The 18,193-nt window shown below is 57.7% G+C and carries 20 protein-coding genes; 10 read left to right on the top strand and 10 right to left on the bottom strand.

Annotated features, from left to right (window positions below):
• Positions 1 to 47 precede the first annotated feature (47 nt).
• Genes scpB through argS form a run of 5 tightly spaced genes read right to left on the bottom strand, consistent with a single transcriptional unit; the run spans position 48 to position 5,380 of the window.
• Complete coding sequence (gene scpB / locus Q1B21_RS06745; RefSeq protein WP_299887417.1) at positions 48 to 704, bottom strand: SMC-Scp complex subunit ScpB; 657 nt, start codon at positions 702 to 704, stop codon at positions 48 to 50.
• Positions 701 to 1,489: a ScpA family protein gene (locus Q1B21_RS06740; RefSeq protein WP_298935971.1), complete on the bottom strand. Its 789-nt coding sequence runs from the start codon at positions 1,487 to 1,489 to the stop codon at positions 701 to 703. Before Q1B21_RS06740 ends, scpB begins: the two co-directional genes overlap by 4 nt.
• Positions 1,479 to 2,486 carry a beta-N-acetylhexosaminidase gene (gene nagZ / locus Q1B21_RS06735; RefSeq protein WP_299887414.1) on the bottom strand — a complete coding sequence of 336 codons (1,008 nt, stop codon included), beginning with the start codon at positions 2,484 to 2,486 and terminating at the stop codon, positions 1,479 to 1,481. The genes Q1B21_RS06740 and nagZ overlap by 11 nt, the downstream gene beginning before the upstream one ends.
• A complete protein-coding gene (locus Q1B21_RS06730) occupies positions 2,483 to 3,595 on the bottom strand; it encodes an SPOR domain-containing protein (protein ID WP_299887412.1) in 1,113 nt (370 codons plus the stop codon). Before Q1B21_RS06730 ends, nagZ begins: the two co-directional genes overlap by 4 nt.
• Positions 3,596 to 3,634: 39 nt before the next feature.
• On the bottom strand, positions 3,635 to 5,380 hold the full coding sequence (gene argS, locus Q1B21_RS06725) for an arginine--tRNA ligase (protein ID WP_299887410.1): 1,746 nt from the start codon (positions 5,378 to 5,380) through the stop codon (positions 3,635 to 3,637).
• Between the two features lie 133 nt (positions 5,381 to 5,513).
• Here argS and Q1B21_RS06720 point away from each other — a divergent pair, with 133 nt between their 5' ends.
• Entirely contained in the window at positions 5,514 to 6,065 is a 552-nt protein-coding gene (locus Q1B21_RS06720; RefSeq protein WP_299887407.1) for a hypothetical protein, read from the top strand.
• Here Q1B21_RS06720 and Q1B21_RS06715 read toward each other — a convergent pair whose 3' ends face one another.
• Positions 6,066 to 7,208, bottom strand: coding sequence for a deoxyguanosinetriphosphate triphosphohydrolase (locus Q1B21_RS06715; protein WP_299887405.1), 1,143 nt, complete (start codon positions 7,206 to 7,208; stop codon positions 6,066 to 6,068).
• 76 nt (positions 7,209 to 7,284) lie between these two features.
• Here Q1B21_RS06715 and Q1B21_RS06710 point away from each other — a divergent pair, with 76 nt between their 5' ends.
• Together Q1B21_RS06710 and xth are read left to right on the top strand one after the other, a co-directional pair.
• On the top strand, positions 7,285 to 7,608 hold the full coding sequence (locus Q1B21_RS06710; RefSeq protein ID WP_120632998.1) for an iron-sulfur cluster assembly accessory protein: 324 nt from the start codon (positions 7,285 to 7,287) through the stop codon (positions 7,606 to 7,608).
• Positions 7,609 to 7,891: 283 nt separating this feature from the next.
• Complete coding sequence (gene xth / locus Q1B21_RS06705; RefSeq protein WP_299887402.1) at positions 7,892 to 8,671, top strand: exodeoxyribonuclease III; 780 nt, start codon at positions 7,892 to 7,894, stop codon at positions 8,669 to 8,671.
• 4 nt (positions 8,672 to 8,675) lie between these two features.
• Here xth and Q1B21_RS06700 read toward each other — a convergent pair whose 3' ends face one another.
• Positions 8,676 to 9,824: an FAD-dependent monooxygenase gene (locus tag Q1B21_RS06700; RefSeq protein ID WP_299887400.1), complete on the bottom strand. Its 1,149-nt coding sequence runs from the start codon at positions 9,822 to 9,824 to the stop codon at positions 8,676 to 8,678.
• A 72-nt stretch (positions 9,825 to 9,896) separates the two neighbouring features.
• Positions 9,897 to 10,319, bottom strand: coding sequence for an RNA polymerase-binding protein DksA (gene dksA, locus Q1B21_RS06695; protein WP_120632936.1), 423 nt, complete (start codon positions 10,317 to 10,319; stop codon positions 9,897 to 9,899).
• A 384-nt stretch (positions 10,320 to 10,703) separates the two neighbouring features.
• Between dksA and Q1B21_RS06690 the strand changes: the two genes are divergently transcribed.
• From Q1B21_RS06690 to Q1B21_RS06660, 7 genes are all read left to right on the top strand, one after another.
• Positions 10,704 to 11,549, top strand: a complete 846-nt coding sequence (locus tag Q1B21_RS06690) for a MoxR family ATPase (RefSeq protein WP_299887398.1) — start codon at positions 10,704 to 10,706, stop codon at positions 11,547 to 11,549.
• Positions 11,550 to 11,712: 163 nt separating this feature from the next.
• Positions 11,713 to 12,102: a GNAT family N-acetyltransferase gene (locus Q1B21_RS06685; RefSeq protein WP_299887586.1), complete on the top strand. Its 390-nt coding sequence runs from the start codon at positions 11,713 to 11,715 to the stop codon at positions 12,100 to 12,102.
• A complete protein-coding gene (locus tag Q1B21_RS06680) occupies positions 12,099 to 13,457 on the top strand; it encodes a DUF2927 domain-containing protein (RefSeq protein ID WP_299887396.1) in 1,359 nt (452 codons plus the stop codon). Before Q1B21_RS06685 ends, Q1B21_RS06680 begins: the two co-directional genes overlap by 4 nt.
• A gap of 16 nt (positions 13,458 to 13,473) precedes the next feature.
• The gene (locus Q1B21_RS06675) at positions 13,474 to 13,644 is read left to right on the top strand and encodes a hypothetical protein (protein WP_299887394.1); all 171 of its coding nucleotides are present in this window, start codon (positions 13,474 to 13,476) and stop codon (positions 13,642 to 13,644) included.
• Between the two features lie 4 nt (positions 13,645 to 13,648).
• A complete protein-coding gene (locus tag Q1B21_RS06670; protein WP_299887392.1) occupies positions 13,649 to 14,833 on the top strand; it encodes a VWA domain-containing protein in 1,185 nt (394 codons plus the stop codon).
• Between the two features lie 114 nt (positions 14,834 to 14,947).
• The gene (locus tag Q1B21_RS06665; protein WP_299887390.1) at positions 14,948 to 15,541 is read left to right on the top strand and encodes an NAD(P)H-dependent oxidoreductase; all 594 of its coding nucleotides are present in this window, start codon (positions 14,948 to 14,950) and stop codon (positions 15,539 to 15,541) included.
• Between the two features lie 119 nt (positions 15,542 to 15,660).
• Entirely contained in the window at positions 15,661 to 16,347 is a 687-nt protein-coding gene (locus tag Q1B21_RS06660; protein WP_299887388.1) for a M48 family metallopeptidase, read from the top strand.
• A 63-nt stretch (positions 16,348 to 16,410) separates the two neighbouring features.
• On the opposite strand, the gene Q1B21_RS06655 is transcribed toward Q1B21_RS06660, so the two are convergent.
• Positions 16,411 to 16,959, bottom strand: coding sequence for an RSP_2648 family PIN domain-containing protein (locus Q1B21_RS06655; protein ID WP_299887385.1), 549 nt, complete (start codon positions 16,957 to 16,959; stop codon positions 16,411 to 16,413).
• On the bottom strand, positions 16,956 to 18,164 hold the full coding sequence (locus tag Q1B21_RS06650) for an RSP_2647 family RNA methyltransferase (RefSeq protein ID WP_299887383.1): 1,209 nt from the start codon (positions 18,162 to 18,164) through the stop codon (positions 16,956 to 16,958). The genes Q1B21_RS06655 and Q1B21_RS06650 overlap by 4 nt, the downstream gene beginning before the upstream one ends.
• Positions 18,165 to 18,193 lie beyond the last annotated feature (29 nt).

Below are 18,193 nucleotides of genomic sequence, written 5' to 3'. Positions count from 1 at the left end.
TGACCCACAACATAAGCGATCTGTGCGGCAACAAAAGGGCCGTGCGATCACTCTTCTTCGAACAGTTCGGTTTGATCCTCGTCTGCTTCGTCGTCGCTTCCCTCGCCAATGGGCATCGCGCCCGGAGGCGGCCGGTTTTCCAGCAGTCCAGCGGCACGCAATTCCTTGAGACCCGGCAAATCACGCGCGTTTTCCAACCCGAAATGGTCCAGAAATTGCGGGGTAACCACAAACGTCACCGGACGGCCCGGTGTCATGCGACGGCGGCCCAGACGAATCCACTCCATTTCAAGGAGTTGATCAATGGTTCCACGCGACACCGACACGCCCCGGATCTCTTCGATTTCGGCCCGGGTACAGGGCTGATGATAGGCTACAATAGCCAAAGTTTCGATCGCGGCCCGGCTAAGCTTGCGGGTCTCAACGGTTTCCTTTTGCATCAGGAACCCCAGGTCGGGGGCGGTTCGAATGGCCCAGGCCTCACCCACCTTGACCACACGCACACCGCGCCCTTCATAGCGCTTTTGCAGAACTTCCACCGCTTGCGCCGCGTCGCTGCCATGAGGCATCCGTACTTCGAGATCGGCAATCGTCACGGGTTCAGCGCTGGCAAATAACACAGCCTCGACCATACGCTCCTGCTCAGCCAGCGGAGGCGCCTCGAACAGGGTGCCGGTGCCATCTTCTTTGGGGGCGTCAGTCAAGTCTCGGTCCTCTTGCGCAGTTGGATCGGCGCAAAGCTCTCGCTTTGCTTCATCTCCATATGTCCTTCTTTCACCAACTCCAGCGAGGCTGCAAACGTCGCCGCAGTGGCCGAGCGCTTGCGCACCGGATCAGCATCCCAGCCCTCGGGCAGATAGGTTTCCATATCAGTCCAGGTTCCGGCGAATCCGATCAGCGGGCGCATCCGTTCAAGCGCCTGTTCCATCGTGAACACCGCGTCACGGTCCATAACAAAGGGTCTGAATTCATCGCGCGTGCGAATGCGGGCATAGCCCTGCATCAGGTCCAACAACGTGGCAGAATACGTTACTGTGCGGATGCGGGTGACATCTTCGCCCTGCCCGCGCCGGAAGAAATCTCGCCCCAGTTGATCGCGCGCCATCAGGCGCGCCGCCGCATCGCGCATGGCCTGCAGACGTTCCAGTTGAAATGCCAGATGTGCGGCCAGTTCTTCGCCAGATGGGCCTTCGTCATCCGGGTCAGGCGGCAGCAACAAGCGCGATTTCAGGAAGGCAAGCCATGCTGCCATTACCAGATAATCCGCTGCCAATTCAATCCGCAACGCGCGGGCCTTTTCAACAAAGGCCAAATACTGCTGAGCCAGGGCAAGAACCGAAATCTTGCGCAGATCAACCTTTTGCGTCCGTGACAATGTCAGCAGCACATCAAGCGGGCCTTCGAACCCGTCCACATCGACAATCAGCGCCTCGGCTGCAAGCCGATCCGCAACCGAGACCGGGTCTTCACTGAAAAGGTTATCGTTCATACACCTGCCCGCCCATTAGGCGGGATAGTTCCGCCTCGGCGGCCTGTATGTCAAGTTCCTGAGGGGCTTTGCGCATGGCCAAAGCCCGTTCCGCGCGGGATTGCGCCGTGTCGGTCATTTGACCAGCGGCCTCCATGACTTCGGAGCGTTCGGACAAAGTTCCGTTACAATGAAGCACCAGATCACACCCCGCCTGCAACGACAGCCCTGCCAACTCGGACAGTGATCCGCTGAGCGCTTTCATCGAGATGTCATCGGTCATCACCAGACCATCGAACCCGATCTTATCGCGGATCAAGTTCATCATCGGGGCAGATATCGTCGCTGGCTGCGGGTCGATCTGATCGTATACCAAATGCGCCGTCATACCCATTGGTAGATCATTCAGCGCGCGAAACGGGGCGAAATCATTGTGCTCCAGCTCATCCAGCGACAGATTCACATGTGGCAGATCATGGTGACTGTCCAACGTCGCGCGGCCGTGGCCCGGGATGTGCTTTACAACCGGCAAGACGCCGCCATCCAGATGCCCTTGTGCAACGGCGCGGCCGATCCGAGAGGCGGCCTTGGCATCTGACCCGTAACAGCGGTTGCGCAAAAACGCATGTGTTTCCGGCTGGGCGATATCCACCATTGGGGCGCAATTGCTGTCGATCCCCAGAGAAAAAAGTTCATCCGCTATCAGACGATACCGCAGGTACATGGCCCTCTCGGCTTCATCCCCAGCCTGCCTGGCATGATCCAGCGGCGGTCTCCATTCGCGCGCTAAAGGTGCGCGCAGGCGCTGTACCCGTCCACCTTCCTGATCAATGGTGATCGGGCAATTGCGCCCAACCGCCTCGCGGAAGTCGTCGCACAAGGCCCGCACCTGATCCGCGCTTTCGATATTGCGAGTAAACAGGATAAACCCGAACGGGTTCATCTGGCGAAACAAGGCCCGTTCTTCCGGATTTAGACGCAGACCCTCGGCATCGGTGATCGTGGCACCGAATGTCACCGTACGGCCACCGGGATGCAATCAGCGCCTTGGGCAACCAGAGCGGCACAGAATTGGCGCGAGTCGCTCAGGTCTTCGAACCCAAGCACGCGCAGTCGGTAGAAGGTGCGACCGCCACTTGAAGTTTGCTGAATAACGCGCTGTTTTCCATCCATATATTCACCAAATCTACCGTCAAACCGCGCCCATTCCGCCTTTGCAACTTCCGCGCTTTCATACGCGCCGAGCTGCGCCATGCGTGTGCCCTTGCTTAGGGTGTCGGGATCGACATCCAGACCAGCAGCGGCTTTGACGGCTGCGTTGATCGCGTCTTCAGAACTTTCGCTTGGCGACACGCTGCCGCTGAGCGCACGGGCCGGACGGTTATGTGGTCGCAAGGACCGCCGCACGCCCGGCAGCGCTGCAATAGCTGGATCAGGGAGCGATGCTGCCAGATCCGCCGGATCAATGGCCGGCTCTTCTTCGGGTGTTACCAGTGCGGCTAGTTGAACCCCTTGCTCTGCCGGGTGACCAGATGCATTGGCTTGTCCAGCCAGCTCTGCAACCAGAGCATCCACGGCATTCTGGCGCAATTCGGCAGCCTCATTGTTGGAAATCGGCTCCTCAACAACATGCAGCGCGGGCGTCGGCTTCAATTCACCCGCTGGCAAATCTTCATCTGTGAGAGAGACCGGGCGCGGCGCGAGGATCAAACGATCCGCCGGGGCCGCGGCCGACCCTTCCGCGGCGACCGCGTTAACTGCAAGACCTTGATGATCGGCGGGTGTTCCACCCGGGTTTTCCGGTTGAATGCGCATCGGCCCTTCCGCCGCGCGCACAACGGGCACCCCGCTGACATCGCGCATCACCAGTTGGTATCCCCAAACCGCAACACCTGCGACCAGCGCCAGCGAGGCAACGGCGCCCAACATATTAATAGCGCGTGCCAGCCCGACTGCGCCGCGCGGGGCCTCATAATCCTGCATATCTTCGGGATAACCATACGCATCGTCAGAATACGCTTGATTCGTGTATTGCATCTGCTCGGGGCTCGCTTGCCCCGAGTAATCGTAACTCGACATATCCGCCTCACTGCCCGGTTGCGCCTTAAAAAACGGTGCGCGGGTCATTTCTTGTCTGCCTCAGACCGGCGGTTCGGGCGGTATTGGTTACCGCATCTCCTGCGCCGGAGTAACGCCAAGAATACCCAAGCCCGCTGAAATCACAACAGAAACGGAGCGGGCCAGTGCGATTTTTGACTGACTTGTGGCCACATCGCCATCCTGAATGAAGCGCAATTGGGTTTCTTCGTTGCCCTTATTCCACAATGCATGGAAATCCCCTGCAAGTTCATACAGATAGAAGGCAATGCGGTGCGGTTCATTAGTGCGCGCGGCGATCTCGACCAGCCGTGGCCATTCGGCCAGTTTCTTGGCGACAGTTAGCTCAGACGCGTGATCAATCTTGCCAAGGTCGGCGCCTTTAAGTGTGGTATCCTCCGCGTCTATCCCAGCCTCAGCCGCGCGACGCAGCACGCTCATGACCCGGGCATGGGCATATTGCACGTAGAACACAGGGTTCTCGCGGCTCTGCTCCAGCACCTTGTCGAAATCGAAATCCAGCGGCGCGTCGTTCTTACGGGTCAGCATGACAAAACGCGTCACATCCGGCCCGACCTGATCGACCACGTCGCGCAGGGTGACGAAGTTCCCTGCCCGCTTCGACATCTTGAACGGCTCGCCGTTCTTCCACAGTTTCACCAGCTGGGTCAGCTTGATATCCAGCGATACCTGACCATCGGACAGGGCTGACACAGCCGCCTTCATCCGTTTGACATAGCCACCATGGTCCGCGCCGAACACATCGATCAGCGCGTCAAAACCACGGCTTACCTTGTCGTAGTGATAGGCGATATCCGGGGCGAAATAGGTCCAGCTGCCATCCGACTTCTTGACCGGGCGGTCTACGTCGTCACCGTGTTCAGTCGATTTGAACAGTGTCTGCTCGCGCGGTTCCCAATCTTCGGGCTTTTTGCCTTTGGGTGGCTCCAGCACGCCTTCATAGATCAGCCCCTTGTCGGTCAGTGACTTCAGCGCAGCCTCGATCCGGCCCGTGCCATAGAGCGACTTTTCCGAGAAGAACACGTCCATCTCGACACCCAGCGCCTTCAGATCGGCGCGGATCAGGTCCATCATCGCCTCGGTTGAGAACTCACGCAGATCTTCCAGCCAGTCGCTTTCGGGCTTGTCGACCAGGCTGTCGCCATATTTCTCTTTCAGCGCCTCACCGATCGGGATCAGGTAGTCGCCGGGATAGAGCCCTTCGGCAATCTCGGGGCTTAGACCATTGGCTTCGCGGTACCGCTCATACGCTGATCGTGCCAACACATCCACCTGTGCGCCGCCATCGTTGATGTAGTATTCGCGTGTCACGTCATGGCCCGAATAGGCCAGAAGGCTTGCCAGCGCATCGCCAAACACAGCACCCCGCGTATGACCTACATGTAAAGGACCGGTAGGGTTGGCCGAAACGTATTCCACGTTGACCTTTTGCCCATGCCCCATGGTCGAGCGACCATAATCCGTGCCTTGTTCCAACACCGCGGCCAGAACGCCTTGCCAAACCGATGGCGCAAGCCGCAGGTTCAGAAAGCCGGGCCCTGCCACTTCGGCGCTGGTGATCCGGTCATCCGCCGCTAGTTTCCCGGCCAACAGATCGGCAATGTCGCGCGGCTTCATCTTGGCAGGCTTCGCCAACACCATCGCGGCATTTGTCGCCATGTCTCCATGTGCCGCGTCACGCGGCGGTTCGACCGCCACGTTGTCAAAGCTAATCCCTTCGGGCAGAGCGCCTTCGGACTGCATCTGTGCCAGCGCGTCCAGCACCAGGCCGCGGATCTCGGAAAACAGGTTCATTTCGGATGTCCTTTTGCTTGCCGGGCGGTTTACCACGCAAGGCGGCAAGGTCAATGCAAGCGATCGGTTTGGGCTTGGTTTCGCGTCAAAGCTCGCTAATCTCGGCATAAACTCAGGAACCGGAGATCGATCCATGCGCCTTACACTGCCGCTAAGCCTACTGCTGACCGCTGCGACACCGGTATGGGCTGACATGCCCGCCCCGCAAGGCCACGTGTTGTTAACGCTGGGCGGCGCCGTGACCCAGACAAACCTGCCCGCGCGCGACGAAAATGATGGCGGATTGCTTGGATATCTTGAAGTCCAGCATAACGGCGGCGCGGGGTTTGACGCCGCGATGCTGGATCAGCTTGAGCAAGTCGAGATCACCATCACCTATGGCCCAGAAGGCAACCAACGCGACATCGCCTTTTCCGGCCCACACCTTTCAGAAGTTATGAAAGTGGCAGGGGCCAAGGGCAAAACGGCCATGCCTATGGCCATGGACGGCTATCAGGCGGAAATTCCATGGGACAGCATCACTGCACATCAACCGATTGTCGCAACCCATGCGGATGGTGCGCCTATGGGAATCGGTGGCTACGGCCCAACAATGATTGTTTTTCCACCCACTGATGACGCCGATCTTGCGCAAGAACAATCCGGGCAACAGGTGTGGGCACTAGCCTATATCGGGGTTGAGTGATCAGCCCCCAATAAGCCGCGCATGATCCTGCAACGCGAAGCGATCCGTCATACCCGCAATATAGTCCGAGACAATTCGCGCCAGCGCCGTCTCACTACCTGCCGCCTCAATATCGCTATGCCACCGCGCAGGCATTTGTTTGGGGTCGCTGAGGTAGATGGGAAATAGATCTTCGACGACTTTGCTCACCTCGTCCCGAACGGTCATGACGCTGGGCGCCCGGTACATCCGCGTGAACAAAAAGGCCCTGATTTCTTTCAGTTGCACCCAAAGGTCATCGGAAAACCGGATCACCGGGTAGCCAATGTTACGAATTTCTTCGACCGTTTGCGCACCTGAACCGACAAGCAAATCGCTCGATGTGTCGATAACGTCAGCCACCATAACGCCGAACACGCGGCGCAACGCCTCGTGACGACGGCGGTAAGCTTCTAAATCGGGGTATTTTCGGTCCACTTCAGCATAACAATCCCCAACAATAGGCAATTGCCGGATATCATCATCCGAGAACAGCCCAGCCCTCAGCCCGTCCAGCAGATCGTGGTTGTTATAGGCGACGTCATCTGACAACGCCGCGACCTGCGCCTCAGCACTGGCATGCGAGAGCAATTCCAGATCAAAGTGTTCATTGAACTCCGCCAGGGCCCAAGGCAGTTCACCCAGCACCGGGCCGTTGTGTTTGGCAATACCCTCAAGACACTCCCAAGTCAGATTGCAGCCATCGAAACCGGCATAGTGACGTTCGAGTTTGGTCACGATTCGAATGGCTTGGGCATTGTGGTCGAACCCGCCATAAGGCGCCATCAGCGCGTGCAACGCATCTTCACCAGTGTGGCCAAATGGTGTGTGCCCAAGGTCATGCGCCAAGGCAACCGCTTCGGTCAATTCGGGGTTCAGCCCCAACGCACCCGCAATCGTACGCGCCACCTGTGCCACTTCGATCGAATGGGTCAGCCGCGTGCGGTAGTTATCGCCTTCATGTTCCACAAACACCTGCGTTTTGTGTTTGAGTCGTCGGAAGGCACTTGCGTGGATGATCCGGTCCCGGTCGCGCTGAAAGCATGTCCGGAAACTGCTTTCTTCCTCTGGTACAAGCCGCCCCCTTGCGCGGCCTGGATCAGAGGCAAAACCTGCTCGCTCCAATGGTCTTGTCCTTGTCGCCTGTCCTTGCACTTTCTATATTGTAGAGCGTAGAGGAAAGAAACCTTTGGAGTCCGGCATGAATCTGCCCCCATCAGTCACAGAACGCGCCTTTGAACGCCTTGCCGAAATCGGCGCAGCGGATCAGGGTCAGGCCCTGCGCGTCGCAGTGGAAGGCGGCGGGTGTTCCGGATTTCAATACGAAATCGCGCTGGATGAGCCGAAAGAGGATGACCTTGTGCTGGAAGGCAAAGGTCAGAAGGTGATCGTAGATTCGATTTCGCTGCCATTTCTCGAAAACGCCGTCATCGATTTCACCCAGGAACTGATCGGCGCGCGCTTTGTGATCAACAATCCCAATGCCACCTCCTCCTGCGGCTGCGGCACATCCTTTTCCATGTGATCACCAATTGGGGGCTTTGCCCCCAAACCCCCAGGATATTTTCAGCCAGATGAAGCAGGGGGCCGCTCTCCGACTTTTACGCCGGAGAGCTTCACCTGGCGCGGTCATCGGCGTCCCCGGCTGTACCGCATACACTTGGTCAAATAAATTGGTTAAGAATGCGTTTCTTCATCTGGCCAAAAGTATCCCGGAGCGCGAGGCAGAGCCTCGCAACATCGCCTAGCAACTTGCCGTTGGTCCTAATCTGGGCGATAGGTTGCCATAGTGTTTCGGAGGATTGCGCATGAAAATCGCCACATTCAACATCAATGGCATCAAGGCGCGGGCCGAGGCTCTGCCGCGCTGGTTGGATGATGCGCAGCCCGACGTCGTTCTGCTGCAGGAAATCAAGTCGATTGACGAGAACTTCCCCCGCGAGCTGTTCGAAGAGCGCGGGTACAATGTCGAAACCCATGGGCAGAAAAGCTTTAACGGTGTGGCGATCTTGTCGAAATTCCCGCTGGAGGATGTCACGCGCGGCCTTCCCGGTGATGACGAAGATGAACAGGCGCGCTGGATCGAGGCGACGGTCATTGGCAAGCAAGCTTTGCGAATTTGTGGGTTGTATCTGCCAAATGGCAACCCTGTGCCTGGACCAAAATACGAGTATAAACTGGCATGGATGGAACGCCTGTACGAACGGGCGCGCGACTTGCTGGCCAGCGAAGACGCAGCTTTGATGGCTGGCGACTACAATATCATTCCGCAAGCCGAGGACGCCAAACGCCCGGATGCGTGGCGTGAGGATGCGTTGTTCCGGCCCGAAAGCCGCGCGGCGTTTCGCATGATTTTAAACCTGGGGTTCACCGAAGCCTTCCGGGCGCGTACCAACGGGCCTGGTCACTATTCTTTCTGGGACTACCAGGCGGGTGCATGGAACAAGAATGACGGTATTCGCATCGATCATTTCCTGCTGACTCCGCAGGCCGCAGACCTCATGCGGGATTGTCAGATCGACGCTGAGGTTCGAGGGCATGAGAAACCCTCAGATCATGTTCCCGTTTGGGTCGATCTCGATCTGTGATCGCTCAGGCGGTTGCGTCGTAGCTGTATATCCAGTCGTATCGGCGTCCCAATCGACCTCCGAACGCCGTCAGAGCCATTTGGGCTGCAATGCGCGCGGGTCCGCGCAAGTGAAAGTTCCGCGCATTGGCTGAGGCCGCTTCGACAACCTTCCGAGCCCGTGCGGTGCGTGCGACCACATAGGCGCTCAATGCATCGGCAACATCGTTGCCTTCAAAAGACCGCGCCAAAATCCATGCATCCTCAAGCGCAAGGCATGCGCCCTGGGCCATGAACGGCAACGTCGGATGCGCCGCATCCCCAAGCAGAGCGACGCGCCCGTTCTGCCATTTTCGCGCAACCGGACGCAGGAATAAAGCCCAGAGATAAGTATCCTGAACCTCCTGCAATACGTCGTTCACTTTGCCGCCAAAATCCGAAAACCGCGCGCGTAGATCGTTCGGATCGCCTTTCAAACGCCAGCCTTCGCCTTGCCAATCCGACCTCTCTTCGATGGCAACGATATTGAGAAGGCTCTGATCGCGCAGCGGATAGGTTACCACGTGGCGCCCCGGCCCCATGGTCAGATGCGCTTTGGGCAGTTTCGACACGCGATCCCACGGTATCGTCGCACGCCACGCCACCTGGTTGGTGAAACCAAGGATTTCCTCTCCGTTCAGGATGGGGCGGATCGCGCTGCGGCCACCATCTGCTGCAACCACAAAATCCACCGGCAGGATATCCCCAGTGGCCAATTGTATTTCGGCTCTTTCAGGGTGTTCATTGATTTCCTGAACTTTGCTGCCAAGGCGAACCTCAACACCAACTTCACCTGCGGATTTGAGCAGCAGGTCAATCAGATCCGCCCGGTGGTAGTAATATGTGGGACCGGCAGCGGGCTCTCCGATCCGGCTGATAAAGCGCCCGAATTTGTAGTCGCGCAGGATCGTACCGTAGGACCGTTGCCCCATATCAGGGCCATCTCCGAGAACACCCAGCGCCTTGAGAACGGTCAGGCCGTTTGCACTGATCTGTAAACCAGCCCCGACTTCAGCGATTTCAGGCGCCTGTTCCAGAACAACAACATCGGCACCCTTTTGACGCAACGCAATCGCAGCCGCCAAGCCGCCTATTCCGGCGCCAACAACGCCGACTTTCAGACTTTCAACATTCATAAGGCAAACTTATCGCACAAAAAACGCCGGAGCCATAAGCCCCGGCGTATTTGCTTCGCCAAATCCGAGCGATCAATCGTCGCGGTGGACTTTCTCGCGGCGTTCATGGCGTTCCTGTGCCTCAAGCGTCATGGTCGCGATCGGACGCGCATCCAGACGCTTCAGCGAGATAGGATCGCCCGTTTTTTCGCAATACCCATACTCACCCTCGTCGATCCGACGCAGTGCGGAATCAATCTTGGACACAAGCTTGCGTTGACGATCCCGCGTACGCAGCTCCAGCGCACGGTCGGTCTCTTCGCTTGCGCGGTCAGCTACATCGGGAATGTTGCGGGTATTGTCCTGCAATCCTTCGATCGTGTCGCGGCTGCCTGCTAAAAGTTCAGTCTTCCAATCAAGCAGCTTGCGACGAAAATACTCAAGCTGTCGATCATTCATGAACGGTTCATCTTCGGCCGGGCGATAATCTTCCGGCAGAAAAACTTCCTGCTTCATATTGGCTCCCTTGGTATGGCCAGAAACGTCGGTCGCGGTCGTTTCACCTGACATTTGGCACCCCCTTCTGCGCAGCGTTTATCCGACGCGCGTAAGAATGTCACTACACAAACGTCGCACCGATACGCCGTTAGTCGGGCCTGTCTAAATATGAGACTTAAAACAACAAAACCTTGTTTTTCTGTGAAATTCAGCAGGCGATTTCAAGGCAATTTTCATGTGCTGCATGAGCGGATTCTCACCGAATCAAACCAAACAGATTGGACTTGTTACAAAAATTCGCTTCATCCGACGCAGGGGCCTGGGTTGTCAAAAACGTTGCCCCTCTGTAACCCGGACACCACACTCTTGCTCGTTCATCGCGCATAACCACACGAGGGGCCCATGACCGCACGTTTCCAAGGCACAGCTGAATATGTTGCCACCGACGACCTGACCATCGCTGTAAATGCCGCTGTGACATTGGAACGCCCATTGCTGGTCAAGGGGGAACCCGGCACCGGTAAAACCGAGCTGGCCAGACAAGTGACCGGTGCGTTGCGGTTGAAAATGATCGAGTGGAACGTCAAATCCACCACCCGTGCGCAGCAGGGCCTATATGAATATGATGCGGTCAGCCGGTTGCGCGATAGCCAGTTGGGTGAAGAACGCGTGCATGACGTGTCGAACTATATCCGCAAGGGAAAGCTGTGGCAGGCGTTCGAAGCGGATGAAAAGGTGGTTCTGCTGATTGATGAGATCGACAAGGCCGATATCGAATTTCCCAACGACCTGTTGCAGGAACTCGATAAGATGGAATTCCACGTCTATGAGACCGGCGCGACTGTCCGGGCCAAAAACCGTCCGATCGTGATTATTACCTCGAACAATGAAAAAGAACTGCCGGACGCGTTTCTGCGCCGCTGTTTTTTTCACTACATTCGCTTTCCCGATGACGCCACGATGCGCCGGATCGTCGAGGTGCATCACCCCGGCATCAAAGATGCGCTGTTAACAACCGCGCTGACGCAGTTTTATGAAATTCGTGAGACTCAGGGGCTGAAGAAGAAACCGTCGACATCCGAGGTTCTGGACTGGTTGAAGCTGCTACTGGCCGAAGACCTGACTGCCGAGGACCTCAAGCGCGACGGAGTCAACGCGTTGCCAAAACTGCATGGTGCCTTGCTGAAGAATGAGCAGGATGTGCATCTTTTTGAGCGTCTAGCCTTTATGGCACGCCGCAAAGGCTGAACCCGCTTGAACATCTGGTGATCGCGGCTTGCCTTGGCGCAGACCGGATGTCAGCATCAGAAAGATTGTGTTCAGCTCGAACACACAAAACAGGACGTGTCCCGTGGCCCACGCAATAAAGATTCGCGCCCTGCGCACCGAAGACAGGGACGCATGGGCCGAGATGTGGCGGGACTACCTCGCCTTCTACGAAACCACCGTTCCTGAAGCGATCTATGCCACGACCTTTTCGCGGTTGATTGGCGACGACCCGCAAGACTTTTCCTGTTTCGTCGCCGAGCAAGATCGCAAACTTGTTGGCCTGACGCATTTTCTGTTTCACCGACATGCCTGGAAAGTGGAACAGGTTTGCTACCTTCAGGACCTGTACGCCCGACCCGAGACCCGGGGGACAGGTGTCGGACGCGCCCTGATACAAGCGGTTTACGACCAAGCAGATCGAAAAGGCGCGCCATCCGTTTATTGGCTGACACAAGAGTTCAATCATACGGCGCGTCAGCTTTATGATCGCATCGGAACACTGACACCGTTTGTTAAGTACAACCGCTCATGATCCGGCGGGGCGCTCTTGTTCTGGCAGTGGCACTATGCGGTTGCACGTCTGTTGAGACGATCGAGTTGCCGGCCGAGGTCAAGGTTATCGAGGCCTCGCTGCCCCCGACAAAAACCTTCCCCGCCCCCCGACCTGCCCCGCCCGCACGATCCAACAAGAACATTGCCGCTGACTTTGTATCCTTGCATTTCGAACTGGAAAGCGGTGCGCAACTGCCTGTTTTCACCCGGTTCGAAATGCCGATCACGGTGCGGTTGACCGGCGCGTCAACCGCCAGTATGCGGCGCGACCTTGGCCAGTTGCTTGAACGACTGCGCCGCGAGGCAAGGCTCGACATTCGGCAGATCAACGAGGGTCAGGCGAATATTACAATCGAGGCGGTCAGCCAGAGGCAGATCCACCGTATCCTGCCGAATGCAGCCTGTTTCGTTGTACCCAACGCTTCGAGCTTTGAGGAATACAGCCGCGATCGACGTAAGGCCAAAAGCAGCTGGACCGAGCTGCGCAGCCGCGAACGGATCGGTATCTTCATCCCCTATGATGTCAGCCCGCAAGAGATGCGCGACTGCCTGCATGAAGAGCTGGCGCAAGCGCTGGGGCCGTTGAATGACCTTTATCACCTGCCGGACTCGGTGTTCAACGACGACAACATCCACACCGTTCTAACCGGCTTTGACATGTTGATCCTGCGAGCAGCTTATGCCCCCGAGCTGCAAACCGGAATGACCCGCGACCAGGTCGCTGCTGTCATTCCCGGTGTTCTGAGTCGCCTGAACCCGCGCGGCGACAGGCTGCCCGCGCAGCCGATTTCGGACACACCGCGCGAATGGATTGATGCGATTCAGAAATCGCTGGGCCCGGGATCAAGCTCACCCAGACAAATGCGGGCGGCCCGAAAGGCCGCCCAAATCGGTCAGCAGCTGGGCTGGACCGATCACCGCCGGGCGTATCCGCACTATCTGATGGGGCGCATGATGCAGTTCAACGACCCGCAAGAGGCACAGCGCCAGTTCCAGATTGCCCTGCAATTCCTGCGCGAAACGCCGGGAACCGAGGTCCACCGTGCCCATGTAACCACCCAGACTGCAGCTTTTGCGTTGGCGCAGGATCAGGGCCCCAGTGCTCTGCCCCAGCTTGATCAGGCCATCAACGTCATGACGCGGGCCGAAAACGCCTCAATTCTTGCCACGCTACTGTTGTTGAAATCCGAAGCCCTCAAACAGGCCGGAAAGCCGGAGCAGGCACGCGCAGTCAGGCTGGACAGTCTGGGATGGGCGCGATACGGCTTTGGCTCGGATCTGGTGGTTCAATCCCTGTTGCAGGACGCGACAGTCAGACCTTCCAACAGCAACTGAGGCGGATGACACAGCCATGTTAGTAGTTCTCGGAATGGCGTTATTAGGTGCAATCCTGGGCGCATTGACTGCGCGAAAACGCAATGGAAACGCGGCTGATATGGCGCAATATGCCGCCGGGTTTGGAATCGCCTTTGCGCTTGCCGGTCTCATAGTCTCGATGGTGCTGGTCCGGCTGGTAGTATAGCGCGATGTTCCTGCCCTTTTTTGAGAACCTCCGAAAAGCAGCCATTCCCGTTTCTTTGCGGGAATATCTGACGTTTCTTGAAGGCATGAAAAAGGGTTTGACAACCTATGATGTCGAAGCGTTCTACTACTTGGCGCGCATCTCGATGGTGAAGGATGAGCGCAATATCGACAAGTTCGACCGCGCCTTTGCCGCCAGTTTCGAAGGCCTGAACGAGATCACTTTCGATCAGGTGCTTGATGCGGTTGATATCCCCGCCGAATGGTTGGCCAAAATGGCCGAAAAGCACCTGTCAGAAGAAGAAAAGGCCGAGATCGACGCCCTTGGCGGATTTGACAAGTTGATGGACACTTTGCGCGAAAGGCTCAAGGACCAACAGGGCCGCCATCAGGGCGGCAACAAGTGGATCGGCACCGCTGGCACCTCTCCGTTCGGGGCGTATGGCTATAACCCCGAAGGCGTGCGGATCGGTCAGAAAGAAAGCCGTCATCAGCGCGCTGTGAAAGTCTGGGATAAGCGCGAATTCAAGAACTTAGATGACACAGTTGAACTGGGCACCCGCAACATCAAAGTCGCCCTGAAACGCCTGCGCCGTTGGGCGCGCGAAGGTGCAGCCGAGGAACTGGATCTGGACGGCACGATCCGCGCCACGGCCGAGCACGGATATCTGGATGTCAAAACCCGGCCCGAGCGTCACAACGCCGTCAAAGTGTTGCTGTTTCTGGACGTGGGCGGATCCATGGACCCGCATATCAAGGTGGTCGAGGAACTGTTTTCCGCTGCCCGCACCGAGTTCAAGCATTTGGAGTATTTCTACTTCCACAACTGCCTTTATGAAGGGGTCTGGCGCGACAATCGCCGTCGCTGGGATCAGCAAACGCCTACCCACGAAATTCTGCGCACTTATGGGCCGGACTATAAATGCATCTTCGTCGGCGACGCCTCGATGAGCCCCTATGAAATCGCCTATCCCGGTGGCGCCAATGAGCACTGGAACCAGGAGGCCGGTCAGGTCTGGTTGCAGCGCGCACGTGAACAATGGTCCTCAAACCTGTGGATCAACCCGTTGCCCGAGAAATACTGGGAATACACCCATTCCATCGGCATGATCCGAGAGCTTTTCGAGGATCGGATGGTCCCGATGACATTGGCCGGGCTTGAGCAAGGAATGCGAGAGCTGACACGGTAGTAGTCTCTAACCAGTCTATTGCCGAATACTCAGCAAACATCTCCTCTTGACCTCAAGCTACGTTGAGCTTCCACAGTGATCAAAGTTCATTTGACAACAACGTAGAGCTTGCCTGTGCACGTACTGACAATTCTGGATCATCCGGACCCGAACTCGTTTACGGCGGCCAGCGCTGCACAATTCATGAAGGGTGCCACAACAGCTGGCCACACCGTCGAGCTTGCCGATCTACATACCGAAGGTTTTGATCCGCGCTGGTCTATGGCGGATATTGAAGGGGATGCAAGCTCAACGCCGCCGCCGGACATCGCAGCCGAGCAAAAGCGGATCGCTCGTGCCGATGCCATCTGCCTTGTGTTTCCTTTGTTCTGGTGGGGTATGCCCTCAATGATGAAAGGCTGGGTGGATCGGGTTTGGACGTGGGGCTGGGCCTACGACCAGTTGCAGGATACGGAAAAGTCACTGCAAAAACCTCGATCCGGGGTGTTGCTGATCCCTGCCGGGGCGCGTTCAGACGAAATGGAAGCCGCCGGATATCATCATGCACTTGAGACCGCTTGGACCAAAGGAACGTTCGGCTATTTTGGCCTTTCGCCCCGTAAGATCGAAGTGCTCCACGGGTCGACCGGATCAGCAAAACGGCGGCAAGCGCTTTTGGAGCGAAGCTATGACATCGGACTAACCCTGCCGCCACCCCGTCAGGACTAGGCTTCGCTGTTGTTCAAAATCAAAGAGTTAGCCTGATCTAAGTTGAATTTGGAGGCGCTCTCCGGCCAGAACGCAACTTTCCATTTGCTCTTGCGCGGTTGAAATCCCATATCTAACCCATGCTCCGCTTAACGCCGATCCTGCTGGCCATTGCCTATGCCGTTGTGATGTACCGGATTTCTGTCTGGCGCACCCATCGCGAGTTGGATGCAAAATCGACAGAGCTGGCTGACCCTGCACTAAAACGCCTGACAGACCGGCTGGCGGCGGCGTTGGATGTGGACCGTGTTCCCGTTTATATTTATGAGATCGATCCTGTGAACGGATTGGCTGCACCGGATGGCCGGATATTCATCACGCGTGGGTTCTATCGCAAGTTCCGGAATGGTGAGGTTTCAGCAGAAGAAATGGCCAGCGTCATTGCGCATGAGTTGGGTCATGTGGCACTCGGCCATGCCCGGCGGCGGATGATCGATTTTTCAGGGCAAAATGCCATGCGCACAGCGCTGATGATGGTTCTGAACCGGTTCATTCCTTTTATCGGTGCCATCATTGCCAATGCGCTGACGACCCTACTGGCGTCGCGCCTATCCCGTGCGGATGAGTATGAGGCGGATGAGTATGCGGCCGCCCTGCTGACCAAGGCGGGGATTGGGATCGGGCCGCAGAAGTCCCTGTTTCATAAGCTTGAAGCGCTGACCGAACAACGCTCGGGCGTGGTGCCTGCGTGGTTGATGAGCCACCCGAAGACGGATGAGCGTATTGCAGCGCTTGAGACGCTTGAGCAGCGTTGGGGGCGTGGCTGATCGACCGGCAGCGAGAGGCCAGCCTCTCGCGCTCTCCGGGATATTTCTAGCCAGACGAAGGGACTAAGGATTTTGGCTGAGCGCTTTTCCCAGACGCGGCAGGCGGGCTTTTTTCATCAGAGGCCGTAAGGCCCATTGCGCTCCGGAAAGCCGATTGGCCTCGGCCAGCACACGGCTTGCGACCTGTTCGAGGCCCTCAGGATCAGTGAGCCAGAACCCCAGTAAGAGGCTGTCGGGATCGTGTCGTTCCAGACCTTCCTCGGCCAGGATGTTTTTGGGAAAGTCTTTTGCGTTGACGGTGACGATCACATCCGCAGAACTGGCGATGGCGGTGGCCAGAACATGGATGTCAGCGGCGTCCGGCAACCACAGCCGTTGTTCGAGCCCCGGAGCAGCGCCTTGTTCGGCGTTGGGCCATTGTGCTTGTGTCAGTGCGATTTCGGCCCGCGCCTGCATCTCACCCTCAGGGCCCAGCTTTCGGGCGGCACGGGCCCATTCTTCGAGGATCCGTGCAGACCAGATTGGAGTAAAATGGCCCAGTTGAGCCGCACCAAGCAACAGCTCACGCATCACCGTCGGGTAGATGATGCAGGTATCCAGAACCGCCTTCACAACCGGTAGAACACCGCTTTGAGATACCCGCTTTCGGCCAGTTGTGGCAGTTGCGGATGATCTGGCCCGGCAAAGCCTGTGTGGATCAATTGCGCCTGTCGTCCGGCACGCCCAATGCCACGGGATGAGGCATCGCGGAACCGTCCAAGGTCTGCGGCGTGCGAGCAAGAGCACAGGCCGAGGTAGCCGCCCGGTTTAACCAGTGGCGCAGCCAAGCGGGCAATGCGTTCATAGGCCCGCAATCCGGCATCCAGCGCTTGTCTTGACGGTGCAAAGGCTGGTGGATCGCAGATGACGACATCGAACTGCGCCCCCTCTTCGCCCAACTGGGTCAAAACGTCAAAAGCGTCGCCTTGTCGGGTTTGGAACCGGTCAGCAAACCCGGAAGCGTCGGCGCCCTTCGTTGCAAGTTCTAATGCGGGGACGGACCCGTCAACGCACAAGGCGTGCTTTGCGCCACCTGCCAGCATCGCCAAACCAAAACCGCCGACATGGCTGAACATGTCCAGCACATGCGCGCCGGAATGGACCAACCCTGCGGCAAAGGCATGGTTGGGGCGCTGATCAAAGAACAGGCCGGTTTTTTGCCCCCCGGTCAGATCTGCCATATAGGTCGCGCCGTTCATCGGCACGGGCAGAGGTGCATCGGGTGCTGCGCCGCGCAGGGTCAAGCTCAGGTCGTCTAGGCCTTCCAGACCGCGCGTGCGGCCGGAGGCGTTCTTGAGCACAGTTGTCACACCAGTAACTTTGACCAACGCATCGATCAAAACGTCCAGATGTGCATCGGCCCAGGCGGCGTTGGGCTGGATCACGCAGGCATCGCCGAACCGGTCGATGATCACGCCAGGAAAGCTATCTGCTTCGGCATGGACCAGCCGGTAATAAGGCGTGTCAAACAGGCGCGCGCGCAAGGCCAAGGCGCGGCTTAAACGGGTTTCGAACCAGTCGACCGTCAATTGCGCGTCGATATCACGGTCCAAGACCCGGCACATGATCTTTGACTCCGGGTTAACCGCAACCAAAGCGATGGGTGTGCGTTTGTCATCCTCGAGAACAGCCAGTGCCCCGGCGGCGATCTTGCGGGTGCGGCGGTCGGTTACGATGTCGTTGGCATAAACCCATGGGACACCATGGCGCAGGCCGCGCGCGTTGGCTTTGGGTTTCAGGCGGATACGAGGGCGGTCTGTCACGGCATTTTGCGTCATGACGCCCTCATAGTCGCGAAGGCGCTGAT

Origin of the sequence: uncultured Ruegeria sp. (assembly GCF_947504215.1) — a bacterium.
In the GTDB taxonomy this organism is placed as follows: domain Bacteria; phylum Pseudomonadota; class Alphaproteobacteria; order Rhodobacterales; family Rhodobacteraceae; genus Ruegeria.
Note: the sequence above shows the minus strand (reverse complement) of the source record. Positions and strands in the feature narration are given on the sequence as shown.

Bases quoted from the DNA above. Each gene is read 5' to 3' on its own strand.
- Q1B21_RS06740 (WP_298935971.1), bottom strand. From the start codon at position 1,489: ATGAACGATAACCTTTTCAGTGAAGACCCGGTCTCGGTTGCGGATCGG.
- Q1B21_RS06730 (WP_299887412.1), bottom strand. From the start codon at position 3,595: ATGACCCGCGCACCGTTTTTTAAGGCGCAACCGGGCAGTGAGGCGGAT.
- argS (WP_299887410.1), bottom strand. From the start codon at position 5,380: ATGAACCTGTTTTCCGAGATCCGCGGCCTGGTGCTGGACGCGCTGGCA.
- Q1B21_RS06720 (WP_299887407.1), top strand. From the start codon at position 5,514: ATGCGCCTTACACTGCCGCTAAGCCTACTGCTGACCGCTGCGACACCG.
- Q1B21_RS06710 (WP_120632998.1), top strand. From the start codon at position 7,285: ATGAATCTGCCCCCATCAGTCACAGAACGCGCCTTTGAACGCCTTGCC.
- xth (WP_299887402.1), top strand. From the start codon at position 7,892: ATGAAAATCGCCACATTCAACATCAATGGCATCAAGGCGCGGGCCGAG.
- Q1B21_RS06700 (WP_299887400.1), bottom strand. From the start codon at position 9,824: ATGAATGTTGAAAGTCTGAAAGTCGGCGTTGTTGGCGCCGGAATAGGC.
- dksA (WP_120632936.1), bottom strand. From the start codon at position 10,319: ATGAAGCAGGAAGTTTTTCTGCCGGAAGATTATCGCCCGGCCGAAGAT.
- Q1B21_RS06690 (WP_299887398.1), top strand. From the start codon at position 10,704: ATGACCGCACGTTTCCAAGGCACAGCTGAATATGTTGCCACCGACGAC.
- Q1B21_RS06685 (WP_299887586.1), top strand. From the start codon at position 11,713: ATGTGGCGGGACTACCTCGCCTTCTACGAAACCACCGTTCCTGAAGCG.
- Q1B21_RS06680 (WP_299887396.1), top strand. From the start codon at position 12,099: ATGATCCGGCGGGGCGCTCTTGTTCTGGCAGTGGCACTATGCGGTTGC.
- Q1B21_RS06675 (WP_299887394.1), top strand. From the start codon at position 13,474: ATGTTAGTAGTTCTCGGAATGGCGTTATTAGGTGCAATCCTGGGCGCA.
- Q1B21_RS06670 (WP_299887392.1), top strand. From the start codon at position 13,649: ATGTTCCTGCCCTTTTTTGAGAACCTCCGAAAAGCAGCCATTCCCGTT.
- Q1B21_RS06660 (WP_299887388.1), top strand. From the start codon at position 15,661: ATGCTCCGCTTAACGCCGATCCTGCTGGCCATTGCCTATGCCGTTGTG.
- Q1B21_RS06650 (WP_299887383.1), bottom strand. From the start codon at position 18,164: ATGACGCAAAATGCCGTGACAGACCGCCCTCGTATCCGCCTGAAACCC.